Source organism: Sediminibacterium sp. FW305-C-49, from assembly GCF_058231085.1.
Genome location: NZ_JBIQXS010000001.1, coordinates 338,189 through 363,030 on the forward strand (window position 1 = coordinate 338,189; position 24,842 = coordinate 363,030).

Annotated in this window: 18 protein-coding genes; 10 read left to right on the forward strand and 8 right to left on the reverse strand. The window is 41.6% G+C overall.

The genetic code is table 11. The annotated features are described in order from the left end of the window. Nucleotides 1-7: 7 nt before the first annotated feature. The 7 genes from guaB (at nucleotide 8) to ACH3Z1_RS01480 (ending at nucleotide 10,961) form a co-directional block, all read left to right on the forward strand. Entirely contained in the window at nucleotides 8-1,507 is a 1,500-nt protein-coding gene (gene guaB, locus ACH3Z1_RS01450) for an IMP dehydrogenase (RefSeq protein ID WP_490820056.1), read from the forward strand. Nucleotides 1,508-1,595: 88 nt separating this feature from the next. After that, a complete protein-coding gene (gene lnt, locus ACH3Z1_RS01455) occupies nucleotides 1,596-3,155 on the forward strand; it encodes an apolipoprotein N-acyltransferase (RefSeq protein WP_490820057.1) in 1,560 nt (519 codons plus the stop codon). Beyond that, the gene (locus ACH3Z1_RS01460) at nucleotides 3,152-4,033 is read left to right on the forward strand and encodes an alpha/beta fold hydrolase (protein WP_490820058.1); all 882 of its coding nucleotides are present in this window, start codon (nucleotides 3,152-3,154) and stop codon (nucleotides 4,031-4,033) included. Before lnt ends, ACH3Z1_RS01460 begins: the two co-directional genes overlap by 4 nt. 35 nt (nucleotides 4,034-4,068) lie before the next feature. After that, the gene (locus ACH3Z1_RS01465) at nucleotides 4,069-6,666 is read left to right on the forward strand and encodes a T9SS type B sorting domain-containing protein (protein ID WP_490820059.1); all 2,598 of its coding nucleotides are present in this window, start codon (nucleotides 4,069-4,071) and stop codon (nucleotides 6,664-6,666) included. Nucleotides 6,667-6,900: 234 nt separating this feature from the next. Continuing rightward, a complete protein-coding gene (locus tag ACH3Z1_RS01470) occupies nucleotides 6,901-9,582 on the forward strand; it encodes a PKD domain-containing protein (protein ID WP_490820060.1) in 2,682 nt (893 codons plus the stop codon). 126 nt (nucleotides 9,583-9,708) lie between these two features. Beyond that, nucleotides 9,709-10,464 carry an SDR family NAD(P)-dependent oxidoreductase gene (locus tag ACH3Z1_RS01475; RefSeq protein WP_490820061.1) on the forward strand — a complete coding sequence of 252 codons (756 nt, stop codon included), beginning with the start codon at nucleotides 9,709-9,711 and terminating at the stop codon, nucleotides 10,462-10,464. Between the two features lie 8 nt (nucleotides 10,465-10,472). Further along, a complete protein-coding gene (locus ACH3Z1_RS01480) occupies nucleotides 10,473-10,961 on the forward strand; it encodes a DinB family protein (RefSeq protein ID WP_490820062.1) in 489 nt (162 codons plus the stop codon). Nucleotides 10,962-11,078: 117 nt separating this feature from the next. On the opposite strand, the gene ACH3Z1_RS01485 is transcribed toward ACH3Z1_RS01480, so the two are convergent. Together ACH3Z1_RS01485 and ACH3Z1_RS01490 are read right to left on the reverse strand one after the other, a co-directional pair. After that, nucleotides 11,079-12,002 carry an NAD(P)H-dependent flavin oxidoreductase gene (locus ACH3Z1_RS01485; protein WP_490820063.1) on the reverse strand — a complete coding sequence of 308 codons (924 nt, stop codon included), beginning with the start codon at nucleotides 12,000-12,002 and terminating at the stop codon, nucleotides 11,079-11,081. A gap of 145 nt (nucleotides 12,003-12,147) precedes the next feature. After that, on the reverse strand, nucleotides 12,148-13,140 hold the full coding sequence (locus tag ACH3Z1_RS01490; protein WP_490820064.1) for a sugar phosphate nucleotidyltransferase: 993 nt from the start codon (nucleotides 13,138-13,140) through the stop codon (nucleotides 12,148-12,150). A 263-nt stretch (nucleotides 13,141-13,403) separates the two neighbouring features. On the opposite strand from ACH3Z1_RS01490, the gene glyA reads away from it, so the two are divergent. Beyond that, the gene (glyA, locus tag ACH3Z1_RS01495; RefSeq protein WP_490820065.1) at nucleotides 13,404-14,684 is read left to right on the forward strand and encodes a serine hydroxymethyltransferase; all 1,281 of its coding nucleotides are present in this window, start codon (nucleotides 13,404-13,406) and stop codon (nucleotides 14,682-14,684) included. Nucleotides 14,685-14,740: 56 nt separating this feature from the next. Continuing rightward, nucleotides 14,741-15,148 (forward strand): DUF4293 domain-containing protein, encoded by a 408-nt coding sequence (locus ACH3Z1_RS01500; RefSeq protein WP_490820066.1) that lies wholly within the window; start codon nucleotides 14,741-14,743, stop codon nucleotides 15,146-15,148. A 71-nt stretch (nucleotides 15,149-15,219) separates the two neighbouring features. Here the strand turns inward: ACH3Z1_RS01500 and uvrA are convergent, their stop codons facing one another. Continuing rightward, the gene (gene uvrA / locus ACH3Z1_RS01505) at nucleotides 15,220-18,072 is read right to left on the reverse strand and encodes an excinuclease ABC subunit UvrA (RefSeq protein ID WP_490820067.1); all 2,853 of its coding nucleotides are present in this window, start codon (nucleotides 18,070-18,072) and stop codon (nucleotides 15,220-15,222) included. Between the two features lie 317 nt (nucleotides 18,073-18,389). Between uvrA and ACH3Z1_RS01510 the strand changes: the two genes are divergently transcribed. Further along, nucleotides 18,390-18,971, forward strand: coding sequence for a sigma-70 family RNA polymerase sigma factor (locus ACH3Z1_RS01510; RefSeq protein ID WP_490820068.1), 582 nt, complete (start codon nucleotides 18,390-18,392; stop codon nucleotides 18,969-18,971). Between the two features lie 4 nt (nucleotides 18,972-18,975). Here the strand turns inward: ACH3Z1_RS01510 and ACH3Z1_RS01515 are convergent, their stop codons facing one another. The 5 genes from ACH3Z1_RS01515 to ACH3Z1_RS01535 all read right to left on the reverse strand — a co-directional run bounded on the left by ACH3Z1_RS01515 (nucleotide 18,976) and on the right by ACH3Z1_RS01535 (nucleotide 24,742). Next, on the reverse strand, nucleotides 18,976-20,925 hold the full coding sequence (locus tag ACH3Z1_RS01515; RefSeq protein WP_490820069.1) for a protein-disulfide reductase DsbD family protein: 1,950 nt from the start codon (nucleotides 20,923-20,925) through the stop codon (nucleotides 18,976-18,978). 15 nt (nucleotides 20,926-20,940) lie between these two features. Further along, nucleotides 20,941-21,393: a protein-disulfide reductase DsbD domain-containing protein gene (locus tag ACH3Z1_RS01520; RefSeq protein ID WP_490820070.1), complete on the reverse strand. Its 453-nt coding sequence runs from the start codon at nucleotides 21,391-21,393 to the stop codon at nucleotides 20,941-20,943. Nucleotides 21,394-21,437: 44 nt separating this feature from the next. Then, entirely contained in the window at nucleotides 21,438-22,097 is a 660-nt protein-coding gene (purQ, locus tag ACH3Z1_RS01525; protein WP_490820071.1) for a phosphoribosylformylglycinamidine synthase subunit PurQ, read from the reverse strand. Between the two features lie 117 nt (nucleotides 22,098-22,214). Then, complete coding sequence (locus ACH3Z1_RS01530) at nucleotides 22,215-23,204, reverse strand: hypothetical protein (protein WP_490820072.1); 990 nt, start codon at nucleotides 23,202-23,204, stop codon at nucleotides 22,215-22,217. A gap of 17 nt (nucleotides 23,205-23,221) precedes the next feature. Then, nucleotides 23,222-24,742 (reverse strand): hypothetical protein, encoded by a 1,521-nt coding sequence (locus tag ACH3Z1_RS01535; protein ID WP_490820073.1) that lies wholly within the window; start codon nucleotides 24,740-24,742, stop codon nucleotides 23,222-23,224. Nucleotides 24,743-24,842 lie beyond the last annotated feature (100 nt).

The window sequence follows — 24,842 nt, forward strand, 5'->3', positions numbered from 1 at the left end:
TTTGCACATGGCAACAAGAAAATCTTCTCCCCGTAACACCGCTGCGGCTTCAAGACTCTTTGGCGAAGGCCTCACCTTCGATGACGTACTGCTGATGCCGGCTTACAGCGAAATTCTTCCCCGTGAAGTAGATATCCGCTCCCAATTAACAAAAGCAATTACACTGAATGTACCCATTCTGTCTGCGGCTATGGACACCGTAACAGAAGCTGGTCTGGCCATTGCATTGGCCCGTGAGGGCGGACTAGGTATCCTGCACAAAAACATGAGCATCGAAAAACAGGCAGAGCAGGTACGTAAAGTAAAACGCAGTGAAAGTGGCATGATCATCGACCCCGTAACGCTTTTGGTGGATGCCACGATTGGCGATGCATTAAAGCTGATGAAAGAAAATAAAATCGGCGGTATTCCGATTGTAGATGCAGGGCAAAAACTGGTAGGTATTCTTACCAATCGCGACCTGCGTTTTGAAACCGACAAAAGAAGAAAGGTAAAGGAAGTGATGACCAAAGAAAACCTCATCATAGCCCCGGAAGGAACCGATCTGAAAAAAGCTGAAAAAATCTTACGCTCCTATAAAATTGAAAAATTACCCGTAGTAAATAAACAGGGTAAACTGATCGGATTAATTACCTATCGCGACATTATGCAGCTCAGTAATTTCCCGAATGCAGTAAAAGATAACCTCGGACGATTACTCGTAGGTGCTGCATTAGGCATTACACGTGATCTGATGGATCGCGCTGCGGCCTTACAACATGTAGGTGTTGATGTAGTAACACTCGACAGTGCTCACGGACATAGTAAAGGTGTGATGGAAGCTTTGAAAGCTTTGAGAAAAAATTTCAAAAACCTGCAGATCATTGCAGGTAATGTTGGAACAGCAGAGGGAGCCAAAGCATTAGCAGAAGCTGGTGCCGATTGTGTGAAAGTGGGTATTGGCCCGGGATCTATCTGTACAACCCGTATTGTTGCCGGTGCAGGTGTTCCGCAATTAACAGCCATCATGGAAGCCAGCCAGGCATTGAAAGCAAAAGGTATTCCTGTGATTGCCGATGGCGGTATCCGTTATACAGGCGATATGGTAAAAGCCCTTGCAGCAGGTGCCAATATGGTCATGATGGGAAGTGTATTTGCTGGTGTGCAGGAAAGTCCGGGTGATACCATTATTTATGAAGGCAGAAAATTCAAAGAATACCGTGGTATGGGAAGCTTAGGCGCCATGAGCCAGGGCAGTGGCGATCGTTATTTCCAGGATGTGGAAGATGATATCAAAAAATTTGTTCCTGAGGGTATTGAAGGCCGTGTGGCTTATAAAGGAAGCCTGAGTGAAATCGTTTACCAGTATGTGGGCGGACTAAGAGCAGGTATGGGTTATTGTGGTGCAAAAAACATCAAGGCACTGCAGCAGGCCACTTTTGTAAAAATTACCAACGCAGGTATGAAAGAAAGCCATGCGCATGATATTGATATTACAAAAGAAGCGCCGAATTATAGCCGTAAGTAATAAATAATAAAGCTTTCAACAAGAGCGTCCTTTTAAAGAGACGCTCTTTCTTTTTTTATTCCGAACTTAGGTTCCAAAATATTTTGGTTTGAAAAAATCAGCATTCTTATTGAGTTCATTAAGCGGGTTGCTATTATTTGCAGCCTGGCCTGTATCATCACTCATGCCTTTGATTTTTATCGCATGGATACCGTTATTGATGGTAACTGATCAGGCAAAAACCGCTTCGCGCTTTTTTAGTCTTGCATTTTGGGGCTTGCTCATCTGGAACACGGGCACCACCTGGTGGATGTGGAACTCAACCGATGTAGGTACCATCGCCGCCATAATGTTCAACAGTATGTTAATGACATTCCCCTGGTGGGGTTATTTTCATTTGAAAAAGAAAGGAAAATGGGTGGGTTATATTTCACTCATTGCTTTCTGGATGTGTTTTGAATATATTCACCACAACTGGCAACTTAGCTGGCCATGGCTCACCGTAGGTAATGTGTTTGCATCCTATCCTGACACAATTCAATGGTATGAGTACACCGGCGTCCAAGGCGGTACTTTATGGGTAATGTTGATCAATATTTTATTGTATGAAGTCTGGTTATCATATCAACAAAAATCTATCAATAAAAAAATAACTACCTGTGTATTCGTTTTACTGTTTTTGCCTTTGCTGATATCTTATCTCATCAAACCAACCCTGAAAGAAGCAACAGTTACCGATAATGTTGTCATCGTTCAACCCAATATTGACCCTTACGGCAAGTTCAATGCCGGAACTGGCGCTGAGCAAATTCAATTATTACTTAACCTATCCAGGGAAGCCATTGACAGCAATACCAAAATGGTCATCTGGCCAGAAACAGCCATGAGTATTGCTGACTGGCAAAGTAATATTACCAATAATCTCTATTACCAGCCGGTATTTGATTTCAGCAAACAATATCCATCCGTGAGTCTGGTTTCAGGTATTGAAACATTCAAGAACTATGGCACTGAAAAAGCAACAGCTACCGCAAGAGCAGCAGGTGATGGTACTTACTACGATGCATTTAATGCGGCTGTTCATATTCGCAATGGACAGGCACTGTCTTTTTATAATAAAAGTAAACTGGTACCGGGTGTAGAATCATTACCCACATTCCTCAATTTTCTTGCGCCTGTGTTTGAACAGTTTGGTGGAACAACCGGCGGTTATGGCCGGTCTGAGTCTGCTGCTACCTTTGCTGCGTCAGGTCATCGGTATATAGCTGCACCCATCATTTGTTATGAAAGTGTATATGGCGAATATGTGGGTGAATACGTAAAAAGAGGTGCGAATATATTAACGATCATGACCAATGACGGATGGTGGGGAAATACACCCGGTCACAGACAGCACCTGCAATATGCAAGGCTACGTGCCATTGAAACAAGAAAGTGGGTAGCCAGAACTGCCAATACAGGGATATCTGCTGTCATTGATCCGCTGGGCTCCATCCGCGAAAGTCAGCCATGGAATAAAATGAGCACTATTAAATATGCAATACCGGCCATCAGCGGGGAAACATTTTATGTGAGATGGGGTGATTACTTATACAAACTGGCTTCACTCATCAGCATCTTATTACTTATCTGGAAAATCAGTAATCGCTTTACAAATAATAAAAAATGATCCAAAAACAATGCAACTGGCCTGGAGGCACGATACACTATAAAACATATGGCGAAGGTGTGCCCGTACTGTTGTTACATGGTTTTGGTGAAGACAGCAGCATATGGAACAAACAGGTAGCTGTTTTACAAAACCATTGTCAATTGATTGTTCCGGATTTACCGGGAACCGGAAGTTCAGATTGGGGAGGGGTGAATGGTCAATGGTCAATGTCCAAAGGACTCCGGTTGGAGGTGAATAAGGGGCAGTCCTTTGATTCACCATTGACCATTGACCATTCACCACTCTCCATAGAAAGCCTCTCCAACGCTATCTTTCATTTACTACAGCAAGAACATATTCAATCCTGCTATTTGCTGGGGCATAGCATGGGGGGCTATATTACGCTTGCATTTGCAGAACAATATCCATCCATGCTCAAAGGTTTTGGTTTGATTCATTCTACTGCATTTGCCGACAGTGAGGAAAAGAAAAAAAATCGCCTGCGTGGTATAGAACTCATGGAGCAATATGGTGGATACTCCTTTCTTAAAACAACCATACCTAATCTTTTTGGTGAAGCTTTTAAAAAAACAAATCCTGAAGCTGTTGAACAACTCATTGAACAGGCTGCAGGTTTTTCTACCCAATCCTTACAGGCATACTACTATGCCATGATGAACCGTCCCGACAGAACACATGTACTAAAAAGCAACTCTTTACCTGTTTTATTCGTTCTGGGCACCGAAGACGTAGCAGCTCCATTGAATGATGTATTACAGCAAACGCATCTTCCATTAATATCGTATATTCATATACTGGACGGTGTTGGACATATGGGCATGTGGGAATCAACAGATCGGCTTAATGAGTTACTCATTTCATTCATTCATCAATAGTACCCCTTTCATTTATGAAGAAATTTTTCTTCATAATGTTTTTGCTGCTGAGCACAGCACCCACTATGGCCCGTCACGTAGCTGGGGGTGAATTGTATTACGAATACCTGGGTACTGGTTCTTCTCCCAATACAAGTAGTTATCGTATTACCCTTCGCCTGTTTCGTGAATGCTCTTCTCCAGGCCCTTTACTGGAAAATGAAAGAGTGAATGTTGGCATATATGACAACAGTGTTCTGGCATATGAGTTATCACTACCTATGCAAGGCAGTGTGAGCAGGCTACGTTTAAAAACTGAATTATTTCAATGTTTGGTTGGAAACCCAGAAGTATGTTATGAAGTAGCTATTTATACCAATGTTATTTCGCTTGCCAATAACCAAAATGGTTATGTATTATCAAGACTGGGTTGTTGCAGGATAGATCGTATTTCCAATCTTGCCACTCCACTCAGTGTAGGAAGTAATTATATTACACGTATTCCCGGAACAGCTTCATTACCCGACGGGCAACACAACAGCAGTCCACAGTTTCGTGTTCGAGATACGGCACTGGTTTGTACCAATAAAAAATTCATCCTCGACTTTGGAGCCACCGATGCAGATAAGGATGATCTCACCTATTCATTCTGTGAAGGCTTTACTGCGGCCAGTGGCAGTAATAATACTGCAGTACCCAGAACACTTTCATTAGAACCGCTCTCCTATGCTTCTCCGTTCAATGGCAGCCAGCCATTAGGCGATAAAGTAAGCATTGATCCGGTTACGGGCATTATTTCAGGCACAGCCCCACCGGGTGGCCAGTATGTAGTAAGTGTATGTATTACCGAATGGCGAAACGGTGTTGCCATTGCAGAACACCGAAAAGATTTTATCCTGAAAGTAGACGACTGCGATTTGATTGAAGCTGATCTGCCGGATAAGATCATCAAATGCGATAACAATACTGTACTCTTTCAAAATGGTTCAACTTCATCTGCTATTACTTCCTATGCTTGGGAGTTTGGCGTACCGTCATCACCAAATAATTTCTCTACTCAACCCACACCCACATTTGTTTATACAGATACCGGCAGATACATGGCCCGCTTAACGGTAACCGGACCAGAAGGCTGTATTGGAACAGACAGTACAGAAGTATTGGTATATCCGGGTTTTAAAACAGACTTCAACAGTACTGGTAACTGTTTTCAAAATCCCTATCTGTTTACCGATGCTACTACCACTGTATATGGTGTCGTAAATAAATGGAAATGGAATTTCGGTGTAGATACTTCTTTGGCCGATACCTCTTTGCTTAAAAATCCTTCCTACAAATACGCAAAGGGAATGAGTGTGTTTGTTACACTGGTGTCGGAAAGTAGTAAAGGATGTATTGACAGTGCCCGTAAAGCCGTTACCATCAGGGATAAACCTTTGATTAATTTACCTTTTAAAGACACTGTTATTTGCAGTGTTGACAGTTTATTGATTCCTGTAAGTGGCGTGGGTATATTTAGTTGGTTGCCCAATACGAATATACTTGGGGCTAATACCAACCGGCCTACTGTGTTTCCCAAAGACACTACTAAATATATTGTAACCATGCTGGAAAATGGTTGTGCGAATACAGATACGGTTACCGTGAATGTGGTTGATTTCATTACGGTACAATTAGGTCCTGACACAACCATTTGCCAGACCGATGTGATTACATTAAGACCAAACACCATTGCCAGTTCTTTTGCCTGGGCACCTGCTGCATCACTAAACGATGCAACAATTCGAAACCCGCTTGCAAGACCATTGACCAATACCACCTATACAGTTACCGGTAATCTTGGAAGATGCCAGGCAACAGATCAGATCACCATTCGTGTAGCACCTTATCCGAGGGTAGATATTCTTACACGTGATACTGTTATTTGTTATGGAAGTCGTGTGCAACTGAATGGCAGTTTTACCGGAACCCAATATCGCTGGTCACCAACAAATTCTTTATTCAATGCTGCATCGCTGAATCCACTCGCGGGTCCGTCGCAGAATACCGTGTACACTTTATCGGTGAGGGATACCCTTTCCGGTTGTCCGAAAACGGTTACCGATTCTATTCGTATCAATGTGATACCCATTATTCAGGTCAATGCCGGAAGAGATACTACTATTGTTCCCGATCAGCCATTGCAATTGCAGGCGCTTGTCTCATCGGGTAACCGGTATGCATGGTCGCCCGGTTTGGGATTGAGCAGTACAACCATTCTTAACCCGGTTGTTTTATTGGGTGATGATGTGGATTCCATTATTTACCGGCTCAGGGTAAGCGATCTGGGTGGTTGTTATGGTGAAGATGAAATCAAAGTGAGGGTGTACAAAGGAAGACCAGATATCATGGTACCCAGTGCATTTACACCCAATGCTGATGGTACAAATGACATTTTCAAACCCATTACCATTGGCATTACTCAACTCCAGTATTTCAGGATCTACAACCGCTGGGGACAACTTTTATACGCTACCAGCGAACAGGGCCAGGGATGGGATGGTTCATATAGCGGTCTGAAACAGTCTTCCGGCACCTATGTTTATATGGTACAGGGTATAGATTTCACCGGTAAAACCGTGTTCAGGAAAGGAACGGTGGTATTGATCCGATGATAGCTCCGCGCTGATATTTCAATGAGAAAAGGCAACGAATCTTACAAATTGTATGTCAAAACCATACATTGATAGATTATTTGATAAGTAAAGCAGCAAAATAGCTATACTTCTTATCTTTTTGAGGTGTTGTAAACCCGTTAAAAACAGATAATGTTGATTTTACATCTGAGATGGGTTGTATTTTCACCGAATTGATCAATAATAAATGCTTGGCTTTTAGGATCTAGACGCATGAAAAAAACGCTTTTCTCCATACTTTTTTCTTTAATCATATGTTCTGCATTTGCGGGCCATATTGCAGGTGGAGAAATGTACTATAAATACCTCGGTCCTGGTAACGCAGCTAATTCATCAAGATATGAAATTACACTTCGTCTTTTCAGGGAATGTAATCCTGTAGTAGTGCCTGGAGGACCGGGTGTTGCTCAGCTTCCTCCAAGTGTAACTATCATGATTTACCCAAATACTGGTTCCAGCGCTACACCAGTTGCTACGGTTGTAGCCCCTCGTGTAACCGGGCAAGGATTTGACCCTACTTCTTTAAGTAAGGTTGGAACAAATCCTTGTTTAATTGGAACTGTAGATGTTTGTTATCAAATTGGCAATTACAGTTTCACACAGGAGCTTCCCAATACTACTATTGGTTATATCGCTATGTATCAAACCTGTTGCAGAAGTACAAGTGTTGTCAATGTTATTCCTGTTAATTTGGGCAATAATAGTTCTGGTGAAGGCGCAACTTTCACATGCAGAATACCAGGTACAAATAGTTTAGCAACAGGTACAAATTCAAGCCCTGTTTTTGCATTAAAGGATACCACCCTTGTTTGTCAGAATACGCCATTCATTCTTGATTTTGGCGCTACAGATCCAGACAATGATTCACTATCTTATAGTTTCTGCGATGCACTAAACAGAGGCGGTACAATTAACTCTGCTGATTTAAATTATATTTACCCAACTGGAAATGTTGGTTATCCGAATGGTTATAGTGGTGCACAGCCCTTAGGCCCTAATGTATCAATCAATGCAGTAACAGGAATCATTGCAGGAACGGCTCCTGCAAGTGGATATTATGTAGTAACGGTTTGTATCAATGAGTGGAGAAATGGCAACCTTATTTCTTCACACAGGAAAGATTTTGCTTTACGTGTTTCCGATTGTTCGTTAGTTGGAGCAAGTCTTAAACCATCATATATTACCTGTGATGGCTTCACGATGTCTTTTGAAAATGAATCAACCAGTCCTGGTATCAACAGCTATCTCTGGAACTTTGGCGATCAAAAAGCAACAGTACCAACTTCAACCAACCCAACACCTACCCATACTTATGCAGATACGGGTACTTATACACTTAAACTTACCGTAACAAGTACAGGTGGATGTGTAGATTCTGCCACAGCACCTGTTAGAGTATACCCCGGCTTTGTTCCCAATTTCAATGTACAGGGAACCTGTTACCTCAACACCTATAATTTTATCGATGCCACAACAACAGCATACGGCGTAGTAAATAGCTGGCGCTGGGATCTTGGCGATTTAACAAGCACTGCCGATACTTCTACCAGAAAAGATACTGCCTGGAAATACAACACACCTCAAAGTGTACAGGTAAGACTGATAACAAGCAACAGCAAAGGTTGTATTGATACCATCGTAAAAACAGTCAATATTCTTGACAAACCCATTGTTAACCTTGCCTTCAGAGATACACTGATCTGTAGTATCGATACTTTACGACTCAATGCAACGGTAGGCAACGGTTCTGTTGCATGGGTACCTGACAGAACAGCCAGTATTGCGCGGATGTCGGGCAACAATACACCTAACCCATTGGTATATCCTGTTGATACCACACGATATGTGGTAACTGTAAATGATAATGGCTGTATCAATACAGATACCGTCACCGTAAACGTGCTCGATTTTATTGATGTTGAATTAGGACTGGATACCTCCATCTGCCGAACCGATCAGTTTACATTAAGTCCGGTCAGTGATGCGCTGAGTTATCAATGGACCACATCAACAGGCGTGGCTATTACAGCCAATACAAAATATCCAACAGTACAACCCTTAACGAGTACCATGTACTATGTTACCGCCAACCTGGGTAAATGCCAGGACAGGGATTCGGTATTTGTATTGGTGGCACCTTATCCACAAGCCAGGGTAAATAACGATACCATCATTTGTTTTGGCGACAGGGTTCAACTATCAGGCAGTATTGTTGGCGCGGGCTTTGCCTGGTCGCCAACCAGTTCAATGATCAATGCCAATACATTGTTTCCTATTGCAGGTCCATCCAGAACCACACAGTATGTGTTAACAGCTATTGATACCATCGGATGCGATCGCCCTGTTTCAGATACGGTTACCATCGTAGTTACACCACCCGTAAATGCTTATGCCGGAAGAGATACTTTTGTTGTAGCAGGAAGACCTGTTCAGTTAGCCGCATCCGGTGGTACCGGTTATTTATGGCGGCCAGCAACAGGTTTAAATGATCCTACCACCGATGCACCTGTTGCCACATTACCAGCCACCATAGATTCTATCCGTTATATCGCACGGGTAACAGGAGCAGGTGGATGTTTTGCAGAAGATGATGTCATCGTTCGTGTATTTAAAACAGGTCCTGATCTTTTTGTACCATCTGCTTTTACACCCAATGGCGATGGGCTCAATGATATTATTCGCCCGGTAGGTGTTGGCGTTGCACAGTTACAACATTTCCGCGTATTTAACCGTTGGGGTCAATTGCTGTACTCAACAGCAGAATTTGGTAAAGGATGGGATGGAACTTATAGTGGCATAAAACAACCCGCAGGTACTTATGTATATGAAGCCATTGGAACCGACCAGTTAGGCAACCGCATTTACAAAAAAGGAACGCTGGTATTGATCAGGTAGTGAGGTTCGGGGCATAGATTATAGATTATAGACCATCGTCGATAGTAATAAACAATTAATTCCCTGCTATGGTCAATGGATCATGGACTATCGACGACACACTACCAACTCCCTTATCTTTGCTTCATGAACAATATCATTCTCATCACCGGAGCCACATCTGGTTTTGGTAAAGCCATTGCATACAAATTCGCAGCAGCAGGCTGGAACTGCATCCTCACAGGCAGAAGGGCAGATCGCTTACAAGAAATTGCTACCGATCTTGAAAAGAAATATTCTATTAAAGTATTATCATTAGTATTTGATGTGCAGGATCGCAAAACAGTGACAGATACACTTACTGCTCTTTCAGAAGAGTGGAAAAATATTGATGTACTCGTAAACAATGCCGGACTTGCATTGGGAAGAGACAGTTTCGACCAGGCTAACCTGGATGATTGGGATACCATGATTGATACCAATGTAAAAGGATTGATGTATGTAACCAAAGCTGTATTGCCTTTTATGACCGCACGCAAAAAAGGACATATCATCAATATTGGTTCAACTGCAGGCAAGGAAGTGTATAAAGATGGTAATGCCTATTGTGCCAGCAAACATGCAGTGGATGCTATTACCAAAGCTATGCGTATCGATTTACTTCCCCACAGGATAAAAGCCACCGCTATTCATCCCGGTGCGGCAGAAACAGAATTTTCTGTTGTAAGATTTAAGGGCGATCAGTCAAAAGCCGATGCAGTGTACGATGGCTACAAAGCATTACAGGCTGAAGATATTGCCGATATAGCTTTCTATGTTGCCACACTACCCGAACATGTTTGTATTAACGACTTAGTAGTAACCTGCCTGTCACAGGCCAATTCAATGTATTTACACAAATAATTTTAATTATGTTTTCCACCATCAGTCATTTCAAAGAAATATGGGCATCAGAAACTGAAGCAACACTTCAATGTTTACACATGTTAACAGATGAAAGTCTCAAAGCTCCTTCATTTGGGGATTATCGAAACATCAAGAGGATGGTAAATCATATCATTGCGTGTGCAGATGGTATACCATGGGAAGCCAAACTTCCAATAGATTTTATTAAGCAGGAATATCATTCCGTTCAGGAAATGACAGATGCATATAAGAAAGCAACGCTTAATGTACAAACCGGGATTCAACAGTGGACGGATCAAACTTTACAGGAAGAAACACCGATGTATGGTGAAACCTGGAAAAAAGGTTTTGCCTTATGGGTAACAGTAGTGCATCAAATACACCACAGAGGACAACTAACTGTTTTAATGAGAATGGCTGGGCTAAAAGTTCCTGGTATTTATGGCCCTAATGCCGAAGAATGGGAGACGTATAATTTACCGGCAGCAGATTAAATAATTTGAAAATTGGGGAATTTGAAAATTTGAAAATGACAGGAGTATGGCCTCAGTTCTAAATACAGGTTTGCCAAGAGAAAATAAATAGTTCTTTATTAAAGAATTCTTCCATTTTCAAATTTTCAAATTTTCAAATTCTTTAATTATTTCCTTAACAACTTCCCCCGCCGGTTTAATTTCATGAATAAGTGCACTCACCTGTCCTATTTCCAGTTCCCCTTCATTCATATCTCCTTCAAACATTCCTTTTTTAGCGCGTGCGCGACCCAGTATCATTTTTAGTTCTTCTTCAGATGCCCCGCGCAATTCAGCTTCTTTGATGGCTTCTGCAAACTTGTTTTTCAGCAACCGAACAGGTACTACTTTTTTCATGGCCAACTGCGTATCGCCTTCCTCTGCTTTTACAATAGCTTCTTTAAAAGCAAGGTGTGAGGAAGCTTCGGGTGTACATACAAAACGACTGCCTATCTGTACTCCATCTGCACCCAATACCATTGCAGCCAGCATCTGTCTGCCCGTAGCAATACCTCCTGCGGCTATCACCGGAATTTTTACGGCTGCACACACGGCCGGCACCAGCACCATCGTCGTAGTTTCTTCTCTTCCATTATGTCCGCCTGCTTCAAAACCTTCGGCTACCACTGCATCACATCCGGCTGCTTCTGCCTTTTGGGCAAACTTGCTGCTGCTTACTACATGAACTACTTTAATGCCTTTCTCTTTCAAAAAACCGGTCCATGTTTTTGGATTTCCCGCACTTGTAAAAACAATAGGCACTTTTTCTTCCACAATGATCTGTATCAACTGCTCAATATCGGGATAAAGTAAAGGAACATTCACTCCAAAAGGTTTGTCAGTAGCTGCTTTACATTTTTGTATATGTTCACGTAACACTTCGGGGTACATACTACCTGCGCCCAGCAAACCCAATCCACCTGCATTACTCACTGCACTGGCCAGCCTCCACCCACTTGCCCATATCATGCCGGCTTGTATCAGGGGGTAACGGATGCCGAATAGAGTTGTGATTCGGTTCATTTAATTTGAGAATTTGATAATTTGAGAATTTGGAAATGGAAGCATCTCCTGATATCTTTCAACCTACAAATTAAACGATTTTATTCGCTCCCAATGAGGTTCGGGCGCTAGCATTTTCAAATTTCCAAATTCTCAAATTTCCAAATTATCCAAAGTCAATCTCCGTATTATCTCCAATATTCAGACTTCTGCTGAGACCTTTTACGGAAGCATCACTGCCGATGAGGGAATTGTCTAGAACCACTTCGTATAAATTGGTGTAGGAGCCAATGATACTGTCGCGTACGATGGAATGTTTAATAGTAGTGTTCGCACCAATGGCCACATGCGGGCCAATGATGGAATTGGATATATCACAACCCTGTGCAATACTTACAGGTGGAATGATGATGGTGTCTTTGAATTCATGTTGGTCAATAATATTACCACCAAATTTTTTGAGCAGGGTAGCATTGCTTTCCAACAATGTTTCCTTCTTACCGCAATCAAACCAGTTTTTCACTTTAAATGACTGGAATTTAGCACCCCGCTTAATCATGCAATCCAATGCATCGGTAAGATTATATTCTCCGTAGGTTTTAATATCCTGTGTAAAAATATGGTGCAGGCATTCAAACAGGAAATCGGTTTCCTTGATTTTGTATAAACCAACCAACGCCATATTACTTTTAGGAATGGATGGTTTTTCAACCACCTGTTCAATAAAACCATCGTCACCTATTGAAGCCACGCCAAAATTTCTTGGGTCATCCACTTTTTTAATACCCAGCATACTATATGGACTGTTCACCACTTCTTTTACATCATACTCACAAATGGTATCACCCAATGCCACAAACACTTCATCATTCCCTACAATATTTTTTGTAAGTTCTATCGCATGACCCGTACCCTGGCGTTCATTCTGATATACAAAATGAGCTACCATATCGGGATAAGTCTGTTTTACATAATCCTGTATTTTCTCACCTAAATACCCGACAATAAAAATAAACTCATTGATACCTGCTTCTCTTAACTGGTCAACGATATAACTAAGGATCGTCTTTCCCGCAATGGGTATCAGGGCCTTGGGCTGTGTATAAGTATGGGGTCTGAGCTTAGTTCCAGCACCCGCAACTGGTATGATTGCTTTCATGGGAGGTTTATTTTGATGAATCAGGACGCACTTTTCTTTACTTAATCATGTAAATATGACACTTCATCAAGAGGTCGAAAATAGGAAAATCTGTTCATTGGGCAAGTATTGTGGAAATTTAAGGGTTTTAAGCAGCAAGCTACAAGCTGCATGTCTTCAGCAAGTGGTCAATAATAAGAACGTTCGTAATAAAAAATGCTTGTAGCTTGTAGCTTGCAGCTTGTAGCCTCCCTCTTCTTATATTTGCAACAAATTCCCTTAACATGCAAAGAGATACCCTCGTATTTGATCTGATTAAACAGGAACTCGAACGCCAACGCCGTGGCATTGAACTGATTGCATCTGAAAACTTTACCAGTTTACAGGTTATGCAGGCCATGGGCAATGTGATGACCAACAAATATGCCGAGGGATATCCGGGACGTCGTTATTATGGCGGATGTGAAATTGTGGACCAGACAGAACAACTGGCTATTGACCGTTTGAAAGAAATTTTTAACGTTGAGTACGCTAACGTACAACCACATAGTGGTGCCCAGGCCAATGCAGCGTTAATGCTGGCCATTCTTCAACCAGGTGATGCCATTCTCGGTTTGGATCTGAGCATGGGGGGTCATCTTACGCATGGTTCAGCAGTAAACTTCAGTGGCAAATTATACCAGCCACATTTTTATGGTGTGAAAAGAGAAGATGGATTGGTGGATTATGAAATGCTGGAAGAAAAAGCAAGAACGGTAAAACCCAAACTCATCATCTGTGGAGCCAGCGCCTACAGCCGTGATTGGGATTATGCGCGCATTCGTAAAGTTGCCGATGAAGTCGGTGCTTTTGTAATGGCCGATATAGCACATCCTGCTGGTTTGATTGCCAAAGGATTATTGTCAAGCCCGTTTGAACATTGCCATTTTGTAACTTCTACCACCCATAAAACTTTGCGTGGACCAAGAGGTGGAGTCATCATGATGAAAAAAGACTGGGAGAACCCATTTGGTTTGAAAGATGTAAAAGGTAATCTCCGTTTAATGAGTAACCTGATTGATATGGCCGTATTCCCCGGTACACAGGGCGGTCCTTTGGAACATGTTATTGCTGCCAAAGCCATAGCATTTGGTGAAATTTTAACCGATGAATTCCTGACTTACCAGCAACAGGTACAAAAAAATGCGCAGGCCATGGCCCAGGCATTCACCAACAGAGGGTATCAGATCATCAGCGGCGGTACCGATAACCACCTGATGCTGATTGATCTCAGAAATAAAAACATCAGTGGTAAAAAAGCAGAACAGGTGTTGGGACATGCTGACATCACTGCCAATAAAAACATGGTACCTTACGATGATAAAAGCGCTTTTGTAACTTCAGGTGTTCGTTTTGGCGTAGCTGCTGTTACCACCAGGGGAATGATGGAAAAAGACATGGAATTTGTGGTAAATGCGATTGATACAACACTCATGAATGCTGATGATGAAAATAAACTGAAAGAGATCAGAAAGCAGGTGAATGAGTTTATGAGTCAGTTTGTACTCTATCCTGAGATGGGCTGATAGTACAGCGGAATAAGGAATATTGAATGAGTAAGTGAAATTTTAAATTGTAAAGTATGATACAACGTGTACAAACATTGTGGTTGTTGGCTGCCAGCATCTGTGGTTTTGCTACTTTGAAAATGCCATTTTATGTAGGTAGTGTTGGAACCACACCCGCAGAAGAATTTACAGCCACCACCAATATGCTTTTAATGATTCTGACTGTTGCAGGAGCCATTGTAGCATTGGTTGATATCTTTCTTTACAATAACAGACCCTTACAATTCAGGGTTGGATTGGCAGGACTGGCAGTAAGCGTATTGAACATTATCCTCTATTTTGTTTATACCAAAAAATACGATACCGGAGCCATTGCACTGAGTGCCATATTCAGCTTTGCGATACCAGTATTCTTTCTGATGGCCATAATCGCTATCAGGAAAGATGAGAAATTAGTGAAGAGTGTGGATAGATTGAGATAGGCTGACCAATATTTTTTTAGCCACAGATTCGCAGATTAATTAAACTAAACTGCGAATCTGCGGCTTGTTTTTTATAGGAATTTCGCAGTATAACTTTCTTTTGATTTTTTAATACCAGACGGCACACCTGCATATACCACCTGCCCGCCCGCATCACCAGCTTCCGGACCCATATCAATTAACCAGTCTGCCGATTTGATGACATCTGTATTATGTTCAATCACAATCAATGAATGCCCCTGTTCAATCAATGCCTGGAATGAAGCAAGCAGTTTTCTGATATCATGAAAATGTAAACCTGTGGTAGGTTCGTCGAAGATAAACAGCATATGACCAGCCCCCTTTCCTTTTCCGAGGAAGCTGGCCAGCTTTACACGTTGCGCTTCCCCACCACTAAGCGTATCGCTGCTCTGCCCCAGTTTAATATAACCCAGCCCCACATCATGTAAGGGTTGAATGGCCTGCCGGATATTTTTTTCATCTCCAAAAAATTCAATGGCTTCATCTACACTCATATCTAATACGTCAAAAATGCTTTTGCCTTTGTATTGTACTTCCAATACTTCATCCTTAAACCGCTTTCCGGCACATACATCACAGGTAAGATGAACATCGGCGAGAAACTGCATTTCAACCACCTGTTCTCCTTCACCTTTACAGGCATCGCAACGGCCGCCATCTACATTGAATGAAAAATGTTTTGCCTGGAATCCACGTATTTTTGACAGCGGTTGTTTTGAATACAGGTCGCGGATGCTGTCGTATGCTTTGATATAAGTAATAGGATTACTCCTCGAAGATTTCCCAATCGGATTCTGGTCTACCAGTTCAATCTGTGAAATGTAGTCGGTGTCGCCACTAATCTTATTATGAAGGCCTACTTTTTCTGCGGGCTCTCCCTTCATTTTTTTCAATGCCGGATATAGCACCTGTTTTACCAGCGTTGTTTTACCGCTACCACTTACGCCACTCACGACACAGAGTGTATTTAAAGGGAACTGAACAGTAATGTTTTTCAGGTTATTCTGCGCTGCTCCTTCCACCGTAATAAAACGGTTCCATTTCCTTACTACAGAAGGCACTTCAATCTTTAATTCTCCCGTAAGGTATTTGCCAGTGAGGCTTTTCGGGTTATGAATAATCTCATCATAATTACCGGCTGCAATTACTTCTCCTCCCAGATGCGACGCCAATGGCCCCATATCAATAATATGATCTGCTTCACGCATCATCATTTCATCATGCTCTACCACTACTACTGTATTACCCAGATCGCGTAAAGATTTCAATACACTAATCAGTCTTTCTGTATCTCTTGAATGAAGACCAATAGAAGGCTCATCGAGGATATACAATGAGTTGGTAAGATTACTGCCAAGGCTGCGGGTCAATTGAATACGCTGGCTTTCTCCTCCACTTAATGAATTGGCCAGTCTATTGAGCGTCAGGTAACCCAACCCCACATCGAAAAGGGTTTGCAGACGCTGGTTTATTTCAAGCAGGATTCTTTTAGCCACCTGTTGATCATGTTCCGATAACTGCAATTGATCAAACCATTTTTTCAGGTCGCGCACCTGCCACTCACAGAGTTCTCCAATATGCTTTCCCCCTACTTTTACGTATAATGCTTCTTTGCGTAAACGATAGCCCTCACAACTGGTACAAGTGGTTCGTCCACGATAGCGACTGAGCAAAACGCGATACTGTACCTTGTATAAATTCTGTTCTACTTCTTTAAAAAAATCATCAATACCATGTGCGCCTCCCATTCCTTTCCATAGCTGCTGATATTGCTCTTTGGTTAATTCAGCCACCGGCTTATGGATAGGAAACCCCGCTTTACCAGCAGCTTTTACAAACTGGTCTTTCCACCAACCCAGCTTCTCTCCCTTCCATGGAGCCACAGCACCTTCATATACACTCAATCTTCGGTCTGGAATTACCAGATCATTATCAATACCCAGGACCTGGCTGAATCCTTCACATACCGGACAAGCGCCATATGGATTATTGAATGAAAAAAGATTGGGAACAGGCTCTTCGAATACAATGCCATCCAGTTCAAAACGATTGCTGAAATGATGCAGCGTTGTGCCATCTACTTCGAGATACATTTCTCCCTCACCTTCATAAAAAGCTGTGTTCACAGAATCGGACAAACGATGTAAATCTTCCTCTTCAAAATCTTTGGTTACCAGACGATCTACCAGCACATAAACAGGATTGGCAGCATTTGTTTTTGTTTTTTTAGACGGGGCTATTTTTTGCTGAAGTTCTTTATCACTGAGTTCCAATAACTCTTCAATGCGCAATACGGTTCCTTCACTGTCTACCTTACTCCAAATTCTTGAAAATCCTTTCTGCATCAGAATATTCAACTCTTCTCTTGTTTCACGATTGGCGTGTTGTTTGAAGGGCACGAGTACCAATACTTTGGAGCCTTCCTTCATGGTTTTCACGGCGGCTACTACATCGGTTACATCATCTTTCTTCACTTCTTTACCGCTGACAGGAGAAATTGTTTTACCGGCCCTTGCAAACAAAAGACGCAGGTAATCATAAATTTCTGTCATGCTTCCGACCGTACTCCTCGGTGTTCTTGTGATTACTTTTTGTTCGATGGCGATAGCCGGACACAACCCTTTGATATAATCCACATCTGGTTTTACCATTCGTGCCATAAACTGGCGTGCATAAGCACTCAGACTTTCTGCATAACGACGTTGTCCTTCTGCAAATAGGGTATCGATGGTTAAGGATGATTTACCACTACCCGAAACACCGGTTACTACAATGAGTTTATTTCTTGGAAAAGCAACTGTAACATTCTTGAGATTGTGCATCCGTGCACCTTTCACCAGAATATCTTCCATTCCTTCCTGACTGCTGGTCTTTAATCCGGCCGTTTTCGTCTTTGTTGCCATAAGTGCAGCAATTTAAACACAATAATCAAGGGTTAATTTGAAAATTTGAGAATGTGCAAATTTGAAAATTCAATCCGACCTATCATTTTCAAATGTCCAAATTTTCAAATTAGGACATTAATGGCTCCTTGTATAAAACAGATGTGAAAAATGTGAATAACCATTCGCTTGAAAAACAATGTATCCACAAAAGAAAACCGGGTCCGAAAGATGTATAATTTAACATAACTGTTTTATCATCCGGACAGTTATGTCTGGGTGGAAGGCAGGTTTTTAATATCCAATATCCTGTTTTTATTCGTACAAAAGCCTTAACTATGAAAGCATTAGACCACGCGTCTGATATTGATTTGATACGTTCCTTCCAGGATGGAGATGCTGATTCCTTTGAGGTACTGGTAAACCGTTACAAGGATAAGATCTTCTCGTCTATTCTTTTCTTTGTTAAGGACAGCTACCTGGCTGAAGACCTGTTTCAGGATGTATTCATCAAGATCATCGATACCCTGAAAAACAAACGTTATACGGAAGAGGGTAAATTTCTTCCCTGGGCTCTGCGTATTGCCCATAATCTTTGTGTAGACTATTTCCGTAAGGTTAAAAGGGCTCCTGCCATTAAAACCAGCGATAACCAGGATATTTTTGAGTTGATCCAGATTGCCGATGAGGGCCCCGAGGCCAAACTCATGCGTACCCAAAGCCATGACCGTGTTCGTCGTATGCTGGATTTGTTACCTGAAGAGCAAAGGGAAATCATCGTACTCAGACATTATGCTAATCTGAGTTTTAAGGAAATTGCACAGATTACCAATTGTAGTATCAATACAGCTTTGGGAAGAATGCGTTATGGTTTGATTAACCTTAGGAAGATGATGACCGAAAAACAGATTGTTCTGTAAGCATTTATTTCCCAAACGCTTCTTTACCACATTTCAGCCATTCCATATATTTTTTGGCATCGGGTGTATAACCAACCGGGTGGTTCAACAACCTTTCTGCTGTATCCATGATCACATACAGAGGTTGTGTAGACTGGTTAAAATTCTCCGTCTGGAATGTAGCCCATTTATCACCAACCGTGATCAACTGTTTTTGCCTGCCATCTGCCGATGTATAAGTAAACCTTTGTTCAATGGGTAATTTCTCCCTGTCATCAACATACAATGATACCAGGATGAAATTTTCTTTGATATAATTATATACTTCGGGTTGTGTCCACACATTCTCTTCCATCTTTCTGCAGTTTACGCAGGCCCAACCTGTGAAGTCCAACAGTAAAGGTTTGTTCTGCTCCTTTGCCATTTGCAATGCCTTCTCATAATCATTGATCACATTGGGTTCAAGTCCCTTTCCGTGTACATTCGCATTTCCGTAAACGCTGTAACTCAGTGGCGGTGGGAATCCACTCAAAAATTTCAGGTTGGCATATTTAGTAGATGTTACACCTGGAACAAGGTAGAGTGTAAACAGCAATGCTATTACCCCTGCCATTTTTCTGCCTGTTCCAATCTTCATGCCTTTATAATCGTGTGGTAATCGAAGTACACCAAACAAGTAAAGGGTAAGACCTAAGCCTGTTAGTATCCAGATACCTATAAACACTTCTCTTTTCAGGATACCCCAGTGCATAACCAGGTCTGCGTTCGATAAAAATTTAAAAGCCAGTGCCACTTCCACAAAAGCGAGTACTTTTTTAACGGTATCAAGCCAGCCTCCCGATTTGGGTAATGAAGCCAGCCAGTTAGGAAACATGGCGAAAAGCGCAAAAGGCAATGCCAGTGCCAGACCAAAGCCTGCCAGTCCGGAAGTAAGCTGCCATGCACCGCCACTCAATGAACCTACCAGTAATGACCCGAGAATAGGACCGGTACAGGAAAAGGATACGATGGCTAGTGTAACAGCCATAAAGAAAATACCGCCCATGCTTCCAAGTCCGCTCTTTGAATCTGCTTTACTTGCAATATTGGAAGGTAAAGTCAATTCAAAAAAGCCAAAGAATGAAATAGCGAAGACAATAAAAATGAGGAAGAAAATAATATTCAGCCATGAATTGGTAGAGATATTATTGAATATTTCAGGTTGTACATTTCCCAATAAATGAAAGGGTACACTTGCCAATATATAGATCAGGAAAATAAAAAAGCCGTATATCGCACCGTTCTTTACCGCCTGTTTTTTGTTCGATGCTTTTTTAGTGAAGAATGAAACCGTTACCGGTATCATAGGGAATACGCAAGGTGTAAGCAGGGCAATCAGTCCTCCCAAAAAGCCCAATAGAAAAATGGACAATACACCATTGTCAGCTATGGGGCCACTGGTTGCACCACAATCATTCAACGGACTTGCGAGGTTAATGGTAGAAATTTTAATACGTGCTGCAGATGCGGCAACCGCTTTACCTCCCTCGAGTACTACTTCTACTGAAGCTTCTTCTGTTTTAAATTCATCTGATTTACGAAGACTGGAACCTATGATGAATGGCAGTTTTTCCGGTATAAAGCCATCAATAGACACTCTCTGTACTATTGATACTGTGCCAGAGAAAACTGATAATGATTTCCCATCGAAAATCGGATCAGTTACCATTGCTGCTTTCTGTTCTGCAGCAGGTGTGCCGCTCAGTTTTACATTTTCATTGGTAAAAATGAACTTTAATGATTCAAGTCCTTCAACAGATGAGTTGAGTCCATATAAAAACCAACCTCCCGGTACTGTGGTCTTTGCCGTAATATCGTATACGCCTTCAGTAACTTTTTTGGATGAAACCTGCCACTGTAACATATTCGCTTCCTGCGAAAAAACGGTACCTGCCGTAACACATAGCAGCAATAAAAAGAGCGCAATTTTTTTCATCCGTCGAAGAGGGGATTATTGAAGTTTAATATCAAATGCTTTTTTAGCAGGCGGTAAACACTGAGCGTCGTCGCATACCATATATTCTATGGTTCCTGTTATATTTGTTTTAACCTTGCCTTTCAGTTTTACTGTTTGTACATATTGAACTTTATTTGACAGGTATAACACATCAGTCTGGAATATTTCGTCATACACTTTTTCCACTTTGCCCACTTCTTTTACGGCACCCGTCATAGACAGCAAAGGGTTTGCTTTAAAATTCACTTTGGTAGGAATAGGGCCACCTTTACCCGTTTTCTGTGAATAGATATGCCACTTGCCCTGTATATTGGCAGAAAGTACGACTTCATAGGTATCAGCAGTTTTTTTCTTTGCCTCAAAAGTCCAGCTAACCGGGTCTTTGATTTGTGCGCTTACCACACCGGTAACTATGGTAAATAAAAGTGTGTAAATAATCTTTTTCATAATCCTTATCAGTAATGACTGTAATCAATTAAAAACCTTACAAATTAATTTAAGCCGAGTATTTCAAATACTTTTTTGCCATCCAGGTTCATCAAAGCTGTTGATGTAGCCCTTTCAGGATGTGGCATCATACCAAATACATTATTACCGGCATTGCGGATACCTGCGATATTTCTGATGGCACCATTAGGGTTGTATGCAGCATCCACCTTTCCATTTTCATCACAATAGCGGAAGATTACCTGTCCATTGGCTTCCAGTGCATCAAGTGTAGCATCATCTGCATGAAACCTGCCCTCACCATGTGCTATGGGAATTTTTAATGCTTTCCCATCTCCATTTTTTATAAATACATTTTTGCAGATGAATTGTTGATTGGCATTCTGTAATAAAACACCCGGTAACAACCCGCTTTCACATAAAATCTGGAACCCATTGCAAACACCCAATACCTTCCCTCCTTTATTGGCAAATTCAATCACGCTCTGCATCATCGGACTAAAACGGGCAATGGCTCCACAACGCAGGTAATCACCATAAGAGAACCCACCCGGAAGTATGATACAGTCATCGGTAGTAAACATGCTCAGATCCTTATCCTTATGCCAGAGCATGATAACTTCTTTACTCAGGTCATTTTGCAATGAATCCTGCATATCCCTGTCGCAATTGGATCCCGGAAAAACAACAACACCGAATTTCATGGAGTTCTATTTATAAGTTTTGATGAGTTACTTAGTAATGACTAAGCAAATAAACATAATTTTTTTAAAACCTGTTTTTGAAGTTTCAAAGGTAAGCTTGCCTGCGTTAATGCCGGCCTAATTTTTCAACAGTTGCCAGTTGTTCATGGCAATCACTGCAAGGGCAAGGATAAACAATAAATTAGGTAAGCCCAGGTTTCTGGGATTAGCAAAAACATTGGCAGCAAAGGCGCTGATAGGAACCAACACCAGTAAACCCGATTCAAGTCCACCCAACTGAAAAATAAAGGGTACGGGTAAAAGTGTGAGTAACAAGACCATCATTACCCCCCAGTTTTTTCTGATCTGTATGACCATCCTGCCGATACTTACCTGCCAGAAAAAAAGCCCGGTTAATAATACCAAAGCCAGATAACCCAGTCCCCATAATAATGTTTTGTCATTTGATCCTGTTGGTAATCCTAAGTAAAAATCAGGTAGCATTGATCCGATGGCTGGTAATCTGTCGGTGAGGTATAAAATCGACAACACAAAGTAATAAGGTAGTACTACCCCTATCAATAATACCAGCCATTCAGCCAATCGGAAGGGACGCACCACCGCCAGTGCAAATAGTACCACCCCAATCAGTATGGCCATAGGATGATAACAGATAACAGATAACCCGGCGATAAGTCCGGTATTGAACAATAATGTTTTCGGACTTGGATGATTATACAAGCGGCTCAGCTTGATAAAAATCCATATTACCAGTGAATTCGTAACCAGCGCGGGAGAAATGGCACACCATTGTGGTAACATGGCTGTTAACAATACATAGGTCATGGCCGGTACAAATGTGGTGGACGGATACATCCTCAGCTCGTTCATAGCCATGTTCAACCTGATAGCCTGTACCAGTATCAATGCATGGTATAACAGAAAACGAACGGTAGCTGGTAATGAAAGAATATACCTGTCGAGAATAAGAGACAACAATCCGTCATTACTACCACTATTGGTATCGATGACTGGAGCTACCATCAGGAAATGAAAATGAACACCAATACTTAATACCGTTAAAAAGAAAATATTGATAAATGACTTATCGCGATATAAAAAAACCACGTGCGTTGATAAAAGGGTTAATAATCAATTTTTGCAAAACAGGTATAACCACGATACTGGCATGGAATAATCAACTGTCTTGCTCCCACCTGCTTGGCATGACGGGGCATAAAACTATAACCCCTGTCAAGATTTTTAAAGGTTGGATTACGGTTGATTTGTCCATTGGGAGCTATGCTCTGGTCAGACAATATATTATCTCTTTTCTCCTGTACATTGAAGAGGAAATGCAATTTTTCACCCGAGTTCAGTATGCCGAAACCGATGAAATTATCTGTGTTGTCATCATATTGTGATTTACGAATCACGTTACTCCATTCCATTTTCCCCTGCGGGTCAAATGAAATCACGGTTACATTATCTGCATAATACCTGGTAAGAGCGGTATTAAATGCTGATGAACGCCCCCAGGGATAATAACCCAGCGGGCTGTTCCAGGAATAATAATCAAGCTGCGACCAGTAGGGTGATCCATATAAATAATCCCATCTGTTGAGTGTATTACCCCTTGAGCTGCTATAGGCCGACTCCGAAATAACGATAAAGCCACCGTCTTTACGGAGTATGATATTTTTCAGGAAGAAATCATTGAAAGCTGCTTTCAGGTTACCCTCACCTTTTGCATCGGTTCTGAATTCATCATTAAATGTGGTGGTGGTGTTCAGCATTTCTCTCTGCATATCTTTGTCCCACAAATAATAATACAGACCATCAATATTTCCTCTGCGGAGTTTACTGAAATAAGAAGTTATAATATAATGTCTGTTGAGGTTATCTGCTTTGATCCGGATATCATCGAGGTAGATACCTTTAATAGAAAGGTCAGACAATCGAACAAAGTCTTCATTGGCTTTCTTCGTTACCAATGTTACTTTATTGATATTATCATTCTGTGAAGTACCGGATGCCCTGATACAGGCCAGGTCGCCATCGTTATCGATAATAAATTCTGACAGGAAATCGTTGCGCTGTGGCATATCAACGCCAACACGGCTTTTTTTCAACAGGTTCAGTTCTTTATCAAATAAAAGTGTGGTAAGCACATGCATTCTTTCATTACGACTGCTGATCTTGAAGATCATAATCTTCTGTTTATCATCGCTGAAGAGTATGGAATAAATCTTATTGGATGAGGCTCCGGTATTATTGGTAGTATCAAGCTGAATAGGCTCCCCGATTTTATTCCCATTTGCATCGAGTTTCACCGCCATGGCATATAAAACATTCTTGCGTTGGTATTGATAAAACAGATAGGCGAAATCAGAATAGAGCTGAAAATCGGTACTCAGTATTCTTTCGGGCAGGTAGTTAAGCTTATGCTTCTCTACCATTTTCATATTATTATCAAAAACACAGACAAAGTTCAGGTCACGGTAGTTTTTATATACCAGTATTTTACCACTGATTTTACCGATCACTTCAAAACCCATGGCACGGGCATCTTCCCTGTCGGGCTCTGAATAGGTAATTTGCTGGGCCTGACTGTTAATTGAGCCCAACAGAAATATCCAGACAAGCAATAAGCATACTTTTTTCATCCCGGCCGTATTAATTATTTCAAAAATAAGGTTTAACTACTAAGAAAAGGCCGATACAGCCCTAAAACCATTACCCGATTCCCCACATTTTTCTTTTTAC